This is a genomic window from Lelliottia sp. 7254-16, from assembly GCF_002922995.1.
In the GTDB taxonomy this organism is placed as follows: domain Bacteria; phylum Pseudomonadota; class Gammaproteobacteria; order Enterobacterales; family Enterobacteriaceae; genus Enterobacter; species Enterobacter jeotgali.
In genome coordinates this window covers 37441-50966 of the sequence record NZ_PQVS01000007.1, presented here as the reverse complement: position 1 = coordinate 50966, position 13526 = coordinate 37441, and the positions used below count along the sequence as shown (strand labels likewise).

The following is a 13526-nucleotide window of genomic DNA, read 5'->3' as shown; positions in this document are numbered from 1 at the left end:
ACATTGCCGAAACCGTGCGGCATATCGCACAATGCACTCAGTTCACACAGCAAAGACCCGTCAAGATGAGCAAACCCTTACAAAAACCCACCATTTTGAATGTTGAAACCGTCGCCAAATCACGCCTTTTTACCGTGGAAAGTGTCGACCTGGAATTCAGCAACGGCGTGCGTCGCGTCTATGAACGTATGCGCCCGTCCACGCGCGAAGCGGTGATGATCGTTCCTATTGTTGACGATCACCTGATTTTGATTCGTGAATATGCGGTGGGGACAGAATCCTATGAATTGGGCTTCTCAAAAGGGCTTATCGACCCAGGTGAATCTGTTTTCGAAGCCGCGAATCGCGAGCTGAAAGAAGAAGTGGGCTTTGGCGCGAATGACCTTACGTTCCTGAAAAAGCTGAGCATGGCCCCGTCCTATTTCTCCAGCAAAATGAATATCGTGCTGGCAGAAGATCTCTATGCGGAAAAACTGGAAGGGGACGAGCCTGAGCCGCTGCCGCAGGTGCGCTGGCCGCTGGCGCATCTGATGGATTTGCTGGAAGACCCCGATTTTAACGAAGCCCGCAATGTCAGTGCGCTGTTCCTGGTGCGGGAGTGGTTGAAAGGGCAGGGGCGTTTGTAGCCCATAAAAAAAGCCGGGTGGCGGCTTCGCCTTACCCGGCCTACGATCAGGTTTTGTAGGCCCGGCAAGCAACGCGCCGCCGGGCATCAGGACCATCAGAACAGCTCGTGCGTCTCGCCGTTATCAATCAACTCGGTTCCCACCTCATGCACCGCCTGCGTCGTAGGCTGCGTGCCCTCAATGAAGAACTCCGCGCGGCTGTTGCCGCCGTTCGCTAACTGACCGGTGCTGCGATCGATATTTACCGTCACCACGCCAGGCGGCGGGGTAAGCGGCTGTTCCGGTACGCCCTCGAGAACCGCTTTCATGTAAGCGTCCCAGGCTGGCTGAGCACTCTTCGCGCCGCCTTCATAACCGGAAATCTGGTCCTTAATCGCCCCGGATGCTGACGTGCGGCCTAAATCACGACGGTGATCGTCAAAGCCAATCCACACGGAGGTCACCACGCCCGGGCCGTAACCGGAGAACCAGGCATCTTTCGAGCTGTTGGTGGTCCCGGTTTTACCGCCGATATCGTGGCGCTGTAAATCCCGACCCGCGCGCCAGCCTGTGCCCTGCCAGCCCGGCTCACCAAAGATGTTAGTGTTCAGGGCGCTCTTGATCAGGAACGACAGCGGCGTGTTGATCACGTGAGGAGCATATTCCTGCGCACCGCTCTGAGCGACCAGCGCCTGGTTAGCCTGCTCCAGCTGCGGTTGTGGCACGGTGGAATTCTGCTGCTCCTGAGACTGAGCCACGTCTTCCATGTCCTTGTTATCCAGTACGTTTGATTTTGGCGTATCGCCATAAATCACCGGAATATCGCATTCTGGACAGGCAATTTTCGGTTTCGCCTCAAACAGCACGCCGCCCTGATCGTTTTCAATTTTGCTGATGAAATACGGATCGACCAGGAAACCGCCGTTAGCCATTACCGAGTAACCGCGAGCTACCTGCAATGGCGTAAAGGACGCAGAGCCGAGCGCCAGGGATTCGGTATGCACAATGTTTTGCGCCGGGAAACCGAAACGTTGCAGATATTCTGCTGCGTAATCGACGCCCATTGCGCGCATCGCGCGGACCATCACCACGTTTTTGGACTGCCCCAGACCCTGACGTAAACGGATTGGACCGGAATACTCCGGCGGGGAGTTTTTCGGCTGCCAGTCAGAACCTGCACCTGCATCCCAGCGTGAGATCGGCACATCGTTGAGGATACTCGCCAGCGTCAGCCCTTTATCCATCGCCGCGGTGTACAGGAACGGTTTAATGTTCGACCCGACCTGACGCAGCGCCTGCGTGGCGCGGTTAAATTTGCTCTGATTGAAATCAAAACCACCGACCAGGGCCATCACGGCACCGTTTTGCGGATTGATTGACACCAGCGCGGAGTTCACGTCTGGAACCTGTGCCAGCCACCAGGCGTCATTCACCTGACGGACCCAGATTTGTTGTCCGGTTTGCACGACGTCGGTGACTTTACGCGGCGTCGGGCCTTGCGCCGTATCGGAGCGATACGGACGTGCCCAACGGATACCGTCCATTCGCAACGAAACAGAGGTTCCGTCGGCCATCATCGCGGTGGCTTCTTGCGGGTCAGCGCTGGTCACAACCGCCGGTAACAGTGGCCCGTAGGTCGGCAGTGTTTTCAACGAGTCGATGATTTTTTTGCTGTCCCATGCGCTTTCACCCACTTTCCACAGCACGTTCGACGGGCCACGGTAGCCGTGACGCATATCGTAATCCATCACGTTGTTACGCACCGCCTGCTGTGCCGCTTGCTGCACTTTGCGGGTGATGGTGGTGTAAATACGATAACCATCTTCGTACGCCTGCTCGCCATAGCGGCTCACCATTTCCTGGCGGACCATTTCCGTGAGATACGGCGCGGAGAAGGCGATTTCAGGAGCGTGATAGTTAGCGTCAATGGCTTCGTTACGCGCCTGATCGTACTGAGTCTGGCTGATATAGCCTTCGCTCAGCATACGCGACAGCACCACGTTACGACGTGCAGTCGCGCGGTCGAGGGAGTAGAGCGGGTTGAACGTTGACGGCGCTTTCGGCAGACCGGCGATCGTCGCCATTTCGCTTAAGCTCAGCTGTTCGACAGGTTTACCAAAATAGACCTGCGCCGCCGCGCCGACGCCGTACGCACGATAACCCAGATAGATCTTGTTGAGGTAAAGCTCGAGGATCTCGTCTTTGCTCAGCAGCTGTTCGATGCGGATGGCAAGGAACACCTCTTTGATCTTACGGGTCAGCGTTTTTTCCGGGCTCAGGAAGAAGTTACGCGCCAGCTGCTGCGTAATGGTACTGGCCCCCTGAGAGGCATGGCCGGAGAACAGCGCGACGCTTGCGGCACGGAAAATCCCCACTGGATCGACGCCGTGGTGTTCATAGAAACGACTGTCTTCCGTGGCGATAAAGGCTTTCACCATCACCGGTGGAATCTGGTTAAGGGTCAGCGGGATACGACGCTTCTCGCCGTACTGGGCGATGAGTTCGCCATCGGCGCTATAGACCTGCATTGGGATCTGGAGTCGCACATCACGCAGCGTGGCGACATCGGGTAGTTGCGGCTCAATATATTTGTACAAACCATAAATCGAGCCTGCTCCCAGCAGAATGCAACAGACTGCAAGGATGAATAAATACTTTACGAACTTCACTGGAGATTTCCCATTCAGTTTCACTTGGGCAGTTTCTAAACAATCGCGCGGTAGTATAAAGGCAAGCCTGAAGCATTGATAGAGCCGTCAACCTGACGGGCGATAAGGAGATCGTGAAGTATGGCTTTCAAAACATGGCGAACGGGTGTTCACATTCAACAAGATAGAGTTTTAGCCGCCTCTCTCACCCAAGAGCGCACCGGGTGGCGTTTGCGCCGCTGGTGGCAAATCCCTGTGGCAGCGGGTGTTATCCGCGATGGGCAAATTATTCAGCCGCAACAGCTGGTTGCGGCGCTTAAAGAATGGAGCCAGGCCTTACCCCATCATCACCGGCTCTTTATCGCGTTCCCCGCTGCCCGTACGCTGCAAAAGACGCTACCTTGCCCGGCGCTGACGTTACGCGACAGCGAGCAGGCTTCGTGGATTGCTTCTGCGATGTCACGCGAGCTGGAAATGCCACCCGACGCGCTCTGTTTTGACTACACACAGGACACCTTTAGCCGCTCATTTCAGGTGACAGCGGCGCAAAATAAAGAGGTTGCAGCGCTTTTGACGTTGGCAGAATCGCTGCGACTGCACGTTGCGGCCATCACGCCGGATGCTTCGGCGCTGGCGAACTTCCTGCCGCTTCTTGATCCGCCTGCCCAATGCGTGGCGTGGCGCGACGGCCAGCACTGGTTGTGGGCAATGCGCCATCAGTGGGGGAGAAAGACCGCTGATGAGGCGAAAAGTGTGGCCGATTTGGGCGCTTTGCTAGCGCTCAACCCTGATGACATCGCGCTTTTTGGCGTTGAACAACGCGATCCCTTCAGCGTGATTTCACACTGTCAGCCGCCGTTGCCCGAATGCGGAGCGGAATTTACCGTCGCCCTGGCCCTCGCGATGGGGGAATTGTTCGAGTGAAAATCACAAACTTTCTCCCCTGGCGGCACCGGCGACAACAACACTGCTGGCGTTTTTGGGGACTGCTGTTTATCGGCTCATTGCTTGTCTCTCTTGTGACGGTGATGAGCCTGCGAGCTGTCAATGGCCTGAAAACACGCGTGCTCGAAGCGCATCTGGCGAGTGAGACGGCGATTCATCAGGCATTGATCGCCCGCCGCGCGCAGCAGGCACCGCCGCGAACCCCAGAAACGGGAGTGCTCCACGCCAGAACGCAGGCCTGGCAAAAGGCGCTGGTTTCACTGGCGTCAATCATGCCGGATCAAGCCTGGCTGACACAGATGCGCTATCAGCAATCTCGTCTTGAATTGTCAGGCTATGCAGCAACGCAGTCCGCGCTCGTCGGGCTTGGGGAATCACTCAGGCAGTTGCCCGGTTTTAGCCTCGGGCCAGCAGGTGAAATGCTGCAGGATGCTCAGGGGCGCTGGACGTTCAGTTTTACCCTCACGAGCCAGGGGTGAAATGTGCACATCCTCCATGAACGCTGGTATTCGCTTCACCTGCGGACACGCATTTTGTGCTGGAGCCTGGGCTCTTGCCTGATGTTTTTAGGGACCTATCTGGCGCTGGTCCGCCCGACTATTCAGCCGCTGTTGCAACTCGAGGCAAAACGAAACCAGCTTTCTTCTGCCCAAACGGCACTGTGGGTAGTTGCGGCGCAGCCACCGCTCGCTCTGGCAGAGCCTACTGTTCAGGCCTCTATGCCCTTTTCGCCGCTGGATTTCCAGGCCGGTGGTGTGCGTCTGGTGCACTGGCTACCCGAGACAAAGGGCGGCGCGTTAACGCTGGATGCTGACTGGATGCAGATCCCCAATGTGTTTGAGCGGCTTGCACGGTGCGGGATGGACGTCAGCGCGTTTTCTGTGGTGCCAGGAGAGTCGACTCTGCGACTGGTTGTACAACTGGAGAGTCCCAATGCGAACTGAACTGCGCTGTTTGCTGATCTGTTCTCTGATTTTTATCACCGGAATGCGCGACCCCTTCCATCCGCCGGACGATCGCTGTTCAGCAGGAACGTTAGCGCACTGGCGATATCAAGGGCTAATCGAAAACGGAAATTCTGTAGGTATCGTTAAAGATGAACAGCAGCGCTGGCATCGCGTCAGGCAGCAAGAAAAGCTGCCTGCGGGTTGGCTCGTGCTCGCTGTCAATGAAATGGAAATGGTCGTCGGGCTTGGTGAAGAGTGTGAGCCGAAGGAGTGGCGATGGCAACGAGAAGGAACGAACAATGAAAATCGCAAAAATAGGGGTTCTGCTGGTGATGTTCAGCCTGCCGACGCAGGCCACCGCGCCGAAACCCGTCACGCTGGCGGTGGATGACGTCCCGGTGACGCAGATTTTACAGTCGCTGGTGGAGCTGGAAAACCGCAATCTGATTGTTTCGCCCGATGTCACCGGCACGCTGTCGCTGCATTTGACGCATGTACCGTGGCGGCAGGCGCTGCAAATCGTCGCGACGAGCGCCGGGCTGATATTGCGAGAAGAGGGCGGTATTTTTTATGTGAATACCGCCTCCTGGCAGCGTGAACAGCAGACGCAAAAAGAAGAAGAGCAAACACGCCTGAAGCTGAATGTACCCTTGGCCTCGCGCACGCTGTCTCTTGCCTACGCCGACGCAAGCGAATTACAGAAAGCGGCTGAAAAACAGCTCAGTCCAAAGGGAAGTCTCTCCGTGGACAAACGCACGAATCGCATTCTGGTGCGTGATATTCCCCCCGTCCTGGATGCCCTTCAGCACTGGGCAGAGTTGATGGATTTACCCGTCGCACAGGTGGAGCTGGAAGCACATATCGTCACGATCAATGAAAAAAGTCTGCGCGAGCTGGGCGTGAAATGGAATTTGGCAGAAGCGCAAAGCACCGGTTCGCCTGGGCAAATCACCACGCTAGGTGCTGATCTTTCCGTGGCTAACGCGACGACGCATTTAGGATTCAATATTGGTCGAATTGACGGCAGGCTTTTGGATCTGGAATTGTCTGCGCTGGAACAAAAGCAGCAGTTAGAGATCATCGCCAGCCCCCGGCTGCTGGCCTCTCATATGCAGCCCGCCAGTATCAAGCAGGGCAGCGAAATTCCGTATCAGGTTTCCAGCGGTGAAAGTGGAGCAACGTCGGTGGAGTTTAAAGAAGCGGTTCTCGGCATGGAGGTCACGCCCGTGGTGTTACCGAATGGTCGGGTGCGGCTCAAGCTGCACATCAGTGAAAACATGCCTGGGCAGGTTTTACAGCAGGCGGATGGCGAAACGCTGGCTATCGATAAGCAGGAAATTGAAACTCAGGTTGAAGTTAAAAGTGGTGAAACACTGGCGCTGGGCGGTATTTTCTCGCAAAAGAACAAAACAGGCAGTGACAGCATTCCTGGCCTCGGTCGTCTTCCCTGGGTTGGGCAACTTTTTCGCCATGACGGGAAGGATAATGAGCGGCGCGAGCTGGTGGTATTCATCACCCCACGTCTGATTAGTATTCAATAATGGTCACGATCCCCGCGAGGATTTTGCGTTCAGTTTGTTGCAGATGTTTGACGTGGGGCATGAATTAGCATACAAGGAGTACCGATTTGAGTTTCAGCTTCTCCTAATCTTACCTCTTGTTGCCTTAAGCATCTGGTGTGGTGATTTAATTCAGTTGCCAAACAAGCAGGACTACTGAGATAATTTTTAGTCTGACTCTCGCACTATCGCATATGAGGTTTCAGTTCATGTCCTGCTACGCTGTGTGTTTGCGCAGCGGGGATTACCATTAACGAATAGTCTTAGTAGTACCGAAAAAATGGCAGAGAAACGCAATATCTTTCTGGTTGGGCCTATGGGTGCCGGAAAAAGCACTATTGGGCGCCAGTTGGCTCAACAACTCAATATGGAATTTTACGATTCTGATCAAGAGATTGAGAAACGAACCGGAGCTGATGTGGGCTGGGTCTTCGATGTAGAAGGCGAAGAAGGTTTCCGTGACCGTGAAGAAAAAGTTATCAATGAACTTACGGAAAAACAGGGCATCGTGCTGGCGACTGGCGGTGGTTCTGTAAAATCTCGCGAAACCCGTAACCGTCTCTCCGCCCGTGGCGTTGTGGTCTATCTTGAGACGACCATAGAAAAACAGCTGGCACGTACACAGCGCGATAAAAAGCGTCCGTTACTGCAGGTTGAAACGCCTCCACGTGAAGTTCTGGAAGCATTGGCCGGTGAACGCAATCCACTGTACGAAGAGATTGCTGATGTGACCATTCGTACCGACGATCAAAGCGCTAAAGTAGTTGCAAACCAGATTATTCATATGCTGGAAAGCAACTGATTCTGGCTTTATATACACTCGCCCACGGGTATAAGCATTTAAGGTGGATGTCGCGTCATGGAGAGGATTACAGTTACTCTCGGGGAACGTAGTTACCCTATCACCATCGCGGCTGGCTTGTTTAACGATCCAGCTTCCTTCTTACCACTGAAAGCGGGTGATCAGGCTATGCTTGTCACCAACGAGACTTTGGCTCCGCTTTATCTCGACAAAATTCGTCATCTGCTGGAACAGGCAGGTGTGAAGGTCGACAGTGTGATTCTGCCTGATGGCGAGCAGTATAAAAGCCTGGCGGTACTTGATACCGTCTTTACCGCATTACTGCAAAAACCGCATGGTCGCGATACGACACTACTTGCCCTGGGCGGTGGTGTTGTTGGCGATCTGACGGGTTTTGCCGCGGCAAGTTATCAGCGTGGTGTTCGTTTTATTCAAATTCCTACCACGTTATTATCGCAAGTCGACTCCTCTGTTGGCGGCAAAACGGCCGTCAATCACCCGCTTGGCAAAAATATGATTGGCGCCTTCTACCAGCCCGCTTCGGTGGTGGTGGATCTCGACTGTCTGCAAACCCTGCCAAAACGCGAGCTGGCGTCTGGCCTCGCTGAAGTGATCAAATACGGCATTATTCTGGACAGTGAATTTTTCATCTGGCTGGAAGAGAATATGGATGCGCTGCTTAACCTTGACGGTCAGGCACTGGCATATTGCATCCGCCGTTGTTGTGAGCTGAAAGCCGAAGTCGTTGCAGCAGACGAGCGGGAAACCGGCTTACGTGCTTTACTGAATCTGGGGCATACGTTCGGTCATGCGATTGAAGCCGAAATGGGCTACGGCAACTGGCTTCACGGCGAAGCCGTCGCTGCGGGCATGGTCATGGCCGCTCGCACATCTGAACGTTTGGGTCAGTTCACCAAAGAAGAGACTCAACGCATCATCACGCTGCTGGAACGTGCGGGTTTACCCGTGACGGGCCCACGCGAAATGTCTTCGCAGGCGTATTTACCCCACATGATGCGTGATAAAAAAGTATTGGCTGGCGAGATGCGTTTAGTTCTCCCGCTGGCAATAGGGAAGAGTGAAGTGCGCGGCGGAGTGTCGCATGAAGTGGTTCTTGGCGCGATTGCTGATTGCCAGCAGGCGTAACAACTAGAAAGGTCTGGCTACTGTCAAAGGTAGCTATTTAGATTCAGGTGCAATGCAACGTCGTAAGCATGAGCCTTTGAGTGGGGTGTTAAATGGATGAATTCAAACCAGAAGACGAGCTGAAACCCGATCCCAGCGATCGTCGTACTGGTCGTTCTCGTCAATCTTCAGAACGTGATAACGAGCCGCAAATCAACTTTGACGATGTTGATTTGGATGCAGACGATCGTCGTCCGTCACGCAATCGCAACGCGCGTGATGAGCGAGAAGAAGAAGGTTATGAGTCCGAAGAAGATTCAATGGACGAAGAGCCTGTAGAGCGTCGCCCGCGCAAACGTAAAGCGGCAGCCAAAAAACCGGCTTCCCGCCAGTACATCATGATGGGCCTTGGCGTATTCGTACTGCTGCTGTTGATTATCGGCATCGGTTCTGCGCTAAAAGCACCGTCAACGAATTCAAACGAGCAGACACCTTCTGCCGAAAAGAGCATTAATCTTTCGGGGAACGACGCTGCCGATCAGGCCAATGGTGCACAACCTGCGCCAGGAACAACCTCTGCTGAGCAGACGGCGGGTCAGACCGCTAATGCCCCGCAGGATGTCTCCTTGCCGCCGGTTTCCTCGACGCCAACTCAGGGCCAGGCTCCTGCTACGCCTGAAGGCCAGCAGCGTGTTGAAGTCCAGGGTGACCTGAACAACGCGCTGACCCAGCCGCAGAGTCAGGATCAGGTGAATAACGTGGTGGCGAGCTCAACTTTGCCAACCGAGCCTGCGACCGTGGCTCCGATTCGCGGCGGTGCGGCTCAACCGCAAACCGCAGCAACGGAAACCAAACCGCGTCAGACTCAGACCCAAACCGCGCCGCGTCAGGAACGTAAACAGGCTGTCATCGAACCGAAGCGTGAAACCAAACCGCAGACGGTTGCGAAAACGCCAGAAGCGAAACCTGTTGCTCAGCCTAAGCAGACCGAAACCGCAGCCGTGAAAGCGCCTGCTGCAACGACGACTGCACCAAAAGCCACGGCGACCACCGCGCCAGCGGCCACTCCTGCACCAGCAGCCACGGCAACAGCCGGAGCAGCGACAGCAGGTAAAACAGCGGGCAACGTCGGTTCGTTGAAATCAGCGCCTTCCAACAACTACACGCTTCAGTTGAGCAGCTCTTCCAGCTACGACAATCTGAACGGCTGGGCGAAAAAATCCAATCTGAAAAACTATGTGGTTTATCAGACGACCCGCAACGGACAACCCTGGTATGTGCTGGTAAGCGGTGTGTACGCGTCTAAAGACGAAGCAAAACGTGCAGTAGCGGCGTTACCTGCTGATGTTCAGGCGAAAAACCCGTGGGCGAAACCGATTCATCAGGTTCAGGCTGATTTGAAGTAATGGTTAAAGCGCAGGATGCTGTCGGAGCTTTTTCCACAGCCGGAGAAGGTGTAATCAGTTAGTCAGCATGAAAAAAAATCGCGCTTTTCTAAAATGGGCAGGGGGGAAATACCCCCTGCTAGACGATATTAATAAACACCTGCCGAAAGGCGAGTGTCTTATCGAGCCCTTTGTGGGCGCTGGGTCGGTGTTCCTGAACACCGACTTTTCTCGCTATATCCTCGCGGATATCAATAACGATCTCATTACCCTCTACAAAATCGTTAAGACTCAAACAAACGAGTATATCGATGAGGCGCGTAAACTTTTTACGCCTGAGAACAACAACCCGGACGCTTACTACCAGTACCGCGCTGAGTTTAACCAAAGCACGGATACGTTCCGTCGTGCACAGTTGTTCTTGTATCTGAACCGTCATGGCTACAACGGTCTTTGCCGGTACAATCTGAAGGGTGAATTCAACGTGCCGTTTGGCCGCTACAAACGCCCATACTTTCCGTTGGCCGAGTTGCAGCACTTTGCGGAAAAAGCACAGAAAGCGGAATTCCACTGCATCTCCTATGAGAAATGCATGGAAATGGCCAATGCGGATTCTGTGGTCTATTGCGATCCGCCGTATGCGCCGCTTTCGGCGACTGCCAATTTCACCGCCTATCACACCAACAGTTTTAGCCCGAAAGAGCAGGCGCATCTGGCAGAAATGGCGGAAAAGCTGGTCAGTAAGCAAATCGCGGTGTTAATTTCGAACCACGACACGCCGGATACCCGCGAGTGGTACAAAGCGGCGAACGATCGTATTCAGCTTAAAGTGCGGCGCAGCATCAGCAGTAACGGCGGCACGCGTAAAAAGGTGGACGAACTGCTGGCGCTTTATCGCCCCTGAGCCGTTTCGCCCGCCGGTAAACACATTTCAAGGAGATGCGGATGAAACAGTTTTTGATTGCTCCCTCAATTCTGTCGGCCGATTTTGCCCGCCTGGGTGAAGACACGGCTAAAGCGCTGGCTGCCGGTGCAGATGTGGTCCACTTCGACGTGATGGACAACCACTACGTGCCAAATCTGACTATCGGTCCGATGGTCCTGAAAGCACTGCGTAACTATGGCATCACCGCTCCGATTGACGTTCACCTGATGGTGAAGCCGGTCGATCGTATCGTCCCGGATTTTGCCGCAGCCGGTGCCAGCATCATTACCTTCCATCCCGAAGCCTCCGAGCACGTCGATCGCACCCTGCAACTGATCAAAGAAAATGGCTGTAAAGCGGGCCTGGTGTTTAACCCAGCGACGTCGCTTAGCTATCTGGATTACGTGATGGATAAGCTGGATGTCATCCTGCTGATGTCCGTAAACCCAGGCTTTGGCGGCCAGTCCTTTATCCCGCAAACGCTGGATAAACTGCGCGAAGTCCGTCGTCGTATTGATGAGTCTGGCTATGACATCCGCCTTGAAGTGGATGGCGGTGTGAAGGTGAATAATATTGGCGAAATCGCCGCTGCCGGGGCGGATATGTTCGTCGCGGGTTCGGCCATTTTCGACCAACCGGATTACAAAAAAGTCATCGACGAAATGCGCGGTGAACTGGCAAAGGTAAGTCATGAATAAGTTGCAGGCAATTCGAGGCGTTGCGTTCGACCTCGACGGTACGCTGGTAGACAGCGCGCCGGGTTTGACCAGTGCGGTGGATCAGGCGCTGTATGCGCTGGAGTTGCCTGTCGCGGGTGAAGATCGTGTAGTTACCTGGATTGGTAACGGTGCCGACGTGCTGATGGAACGCGCCCTGACCTGGGCGCGCCAGGAGCGCGCGATTTTGCGTGCTGCGCAGGGCAAACCCGGCGTGGACCATGCGGATATCCCACAGGACGAACAGCTGCGTGTCCTGCGTAAGCTGTTCAACCGTTATTATGAAGAGACCGTGGAAGAGGGCAGCTTCCTGTTCCCGGACGTGGTCGAAACCCTGAGCGCCTTGCATTCCAACGGCATGCCGCTGGCGCTGGTGACCAACAAACCGACGCCGTTTGTCGCCCCGCTGCTGGAAGCACTGAACATCGCGAAGTACTTCTCCGTGATCGTCGGTGGTGATGACGTACAAAATAAAAAGCCGCATCCTGAACCTATCCTACTGGTGGCAGGAAAACTGTCGTTAGCGCCTGAACAGCTGCTCTTTGTCGGCGATTCGCGTAATGATATTCTGGCGGCCAAAGCGGCAGGGTCCCCTTCCGTAGGCTTAACCTATGGCTATAACTACGGTGAAGCCATCACGCTGAGTGAGCCGGACGTGGTGTTCGATCACTTCAAAGATTTACTGCCCGCACTCGGGCTATCGCACAGTGAACATCAGGAATCGAAAAATGACTAAACCCATCGTATTTAGTGGCGCACAGCCTTCAGGTGAATTGACCATTGGTAACTACATGGGTGCGTTGCGTCAGTGGGTCAACATGCAGGATGACTATCACTGCATCTATTGCATCGTGGATTTACACGCGATTACCGCACGTCAGGACCCTGAGAAACTGCGCAAAGCGACGTTGGATACGCTGGCGTTGTACCTGGCTTGTGGCATCGATCCTGAGAAAAGCACCATCTTCGTACAGTCACACGTGCCGGAACATGCACAGCTGGGCTGGGCGCTGAACTGCTACACCTATTTCGGTGAGCTGAGCCGTATGACCCAGTTCAAAGATAAATCCGCACGCTATTCCGAAAACATCAACGCCGGTCTGTTTGACTACCCGGTGCTGATGGCGGCTGACATTCTGCTGTATCAGACCAACCAGGTCCCAGTGGGCGAAGATCAGAAACAGCATCTGGAACTGAGCCGCGATATTGCTCAGCGCTTTAACGCTATTTATGGCGATATCTTTAAAGTGCCTGAGCCGTTCATTCCGAAATCTGGCGCGCGTGTGATGTCTCTGCTTGAGCCGACCAAGAAAATGTCCAAATCTGACGATAACCGCAACAACGTGATCGGCCTGCTGGAAAACCCGAAAGATGTGGTTAAGAAGCTGAAACGTGCAGTGACGGACTCCGATGAGCCACCTGTGGTGCGTTATGACGTGCAGAACAAAGCGGGTGTTTCCAACCTGCTGGATATCCTCTCCGGTGTGACGGGTCAGAGCATCCCTGAACTTGAGCAGCATTTTGAAGGCAAAATGTATGGTCATCTGAAGGGTGAAGTGGCTGACGCGGTTTCTGGCATGTTGACCGATCTGCAGGAGCGTTATCACCGTTTCCGTAATGACGAAGCGTTCCTGAATCAGGTGATGCGTGACGGCGCGGACAAAGCCAGTGCGCGCGCGTCTGAAACGCTGAAAGCGGTTTATCAAGCAATTGGATTTGTCGGCAAGCCGTAATCTGTTTGTTGTTGCCGGATGGCGGCTTCGCCTTACCCGGCCTAAATACCTGTTTTCGTAGGCCGGGTAAGCGCAGCGCCACCCGGCGAGAAAACCGCACAGAACCCATAAAAAAACCGGGAAATTCCCGGTTTTT

At 54.5% G+C, this 13526-nt stretch carries 14 protein-coding genes; 13 read left to right on the top strand and 1 reads right to left on the bottom strand.

What is annotated here, in order from left to right:
- Positions 1–65: 65 nt before the first annotated feature.
- Positions 66–626, top strand: coding sequence for an ADP compounds hydrolase NudE (nudE, locus tag C3708_RS11485; protein WP_103948198.1), 561 nt, complete (start codon positions 66–68; stop codon positions 624–626).
- 95 nt (positions 627–721) lie between these two features.
- On the opposite strand, the gene mrcA is transcribed toward nudE, so the two are convergent.
- Positions 722–3274, bottom strand: coding sequence for a peptidoglycan glycosyltransferase/peptidoglycan DD-transpeptidase MrcA (gene mrcA, locus C3708_RS11480; RefSeq protein ID WP_103948199.1), 2553 nt, complete (start codon positions 3272–3274; stop codon positions 722–724).
- Between the two features lie 120 nt (positions 3275–3394).
- Here mrcA and C3708_RS11475 point away from each other — a divergent pair, with 120 nt between their 5' ends.
- The 12 genes from C3708_RS11475 (at position 3395) to trpS (ending at position 13390) form a co-directional block, all read left to right on the top strand.
- Positions 3395–4177: a pilus assembly protein PilM gene (locus C3708_RS11475; protein ID WP_103949388.1), complete on the top strand. Its 783-nt coding sequence runs from the start codon at positions 3395–3397 to the stop codon at positions 4175–4177.
- Positions 4174–4677 carry a PilN domain-containing protein gene (locus tag C3708_RS11470; protein ID WP_158251363.1) on the top strand — a complete coding sequence of 168 codons (504 nt, stop codon included), beginning with the start codon at positions 4174–4176 and terminating at the stop codon, positions 4675–4677. Before C3708_RS11475 ends, C3708_RS11470 begins: the two co-directional genes overlap by 4 nt.
- A gap of 3 nt (positions 4678–4680) precedes the next feature.
- Positions 4681–5142 (top strand): HofO, encoded by a 462-nt coding sequence (locus tag C3708_RS11465; RefSeq protein ID WP_133159671.1) that lies wholly within the window; start codon positions 4681–4683, stop codon positions 5140–5142.
- Positions 5132–5536, top strand: coding sequence for a HofP DNA utilization family protein (locus C3708_RS11460; protein ID WP_165790655.1), 405 nt, complete (start codon positions 5132–5134; stop codon positions 5534–5536). The genes C3708_RS11465 and C3708_RS11460 overlap by 11 nt, the downstream gene beginning before the upstream one ends.
- Positions 5445–6686, top strand: coding sequence for a DNA uptake porin HofQ (gene hofQ / locus C3708_RS11455; RefSeq protein WP_103948204.1), 1242 nt, complete (start codon positions 5445–5447; stop codon positions 6684–6686). The genes C3708_RS11460 and hofQ overlap by 92 nt, the downstream gene beginning before the upstream one ends.
- Positions 6687–6984: 298 nt before the next feature.
- The gene (gene aroK, locus C3708_RS11445; RefSeq protein WP_010436374.1) at positions 6985–7506 is read left to right on the top strand and encodes a shikimate kinase AroK; all 522 of its coding nucleotides are present in this window, start codon (positions 6985–6987) and stop codon (positions 7504–7506) included.
- Between the two features lie 57 nt (positions 7507–7563).
- Positions 7564–8652: a 3-dehydroquinate synthase gene (aroB, locus tag C3708_RS11440; protein WP_095283711.1), complete on the top strand. Its 1089-nt coding sequence runs from the start codon at positions 7564–7566 to the stop codon at positions 8650–8652.
- 92 nt (positions 8653–8744) lie between these two features.
- On the top strand, positions 8745–10037 hold the full coding sequence (damX, locus tag C3708_RS11435) for a cell division protein DamX (RefSeq protein WP_103948205.1): 1293 nt from the start codon (positions 8745–8747) through the stop codon (positions 10035–10037).
- A 67-nt stretch (positions 10038–10104) separates the two neighbouring features.
- Positions 10105–10920: an adenine-specific DNA-methyltransferase gene (gene dam / locus C3708_RS11430; RefSeq protein ID WP_095283709.1), complete on the top strand. Its 816-nt coding sequence runs from the start codon at positions 10105–10107 to the stop codon at positions 10918–10920.
- A 41-nt stretch (positions 10921–10961) separates the two neighbouring features.
- Complete coding sequence (gene rpe / locus C3708_RS11425) at positions 10962–11639, top strand: ribulose-phosphate 3-epimerase (RefSeq protein WP_095283708.1); 678 nt, start codon at positions 10962–10964, stop codon at positions 11637–11639.
- Complete coding sequence (gph, locus tag C3708_RS11420) at positions 11632–12393, top strand: phosphoglycolate phosphatase (RefSeq protein ID WP_095283707.1); 762 nt, start codon at positions 11632–11634, stop codon at positions 12391–12393. Before rpe ends, gph begins: the two co-directional genes overlap by 8 nt.
- Entirely contained in the window at positions 12386–13390 is a 1005-nt protein-coding gene (gene trpS, locus C3708_RS11415; RefSeq protein ID WP_103949386.1) for a tryptophan--tRNA ligase, read from the top strand. Before gph ends, trpS begins: the two co-directional genes overlap by 8 nt.
- The last annotated feature ends 136 nt before the right edge of the window (positions 13391–13526 follow it).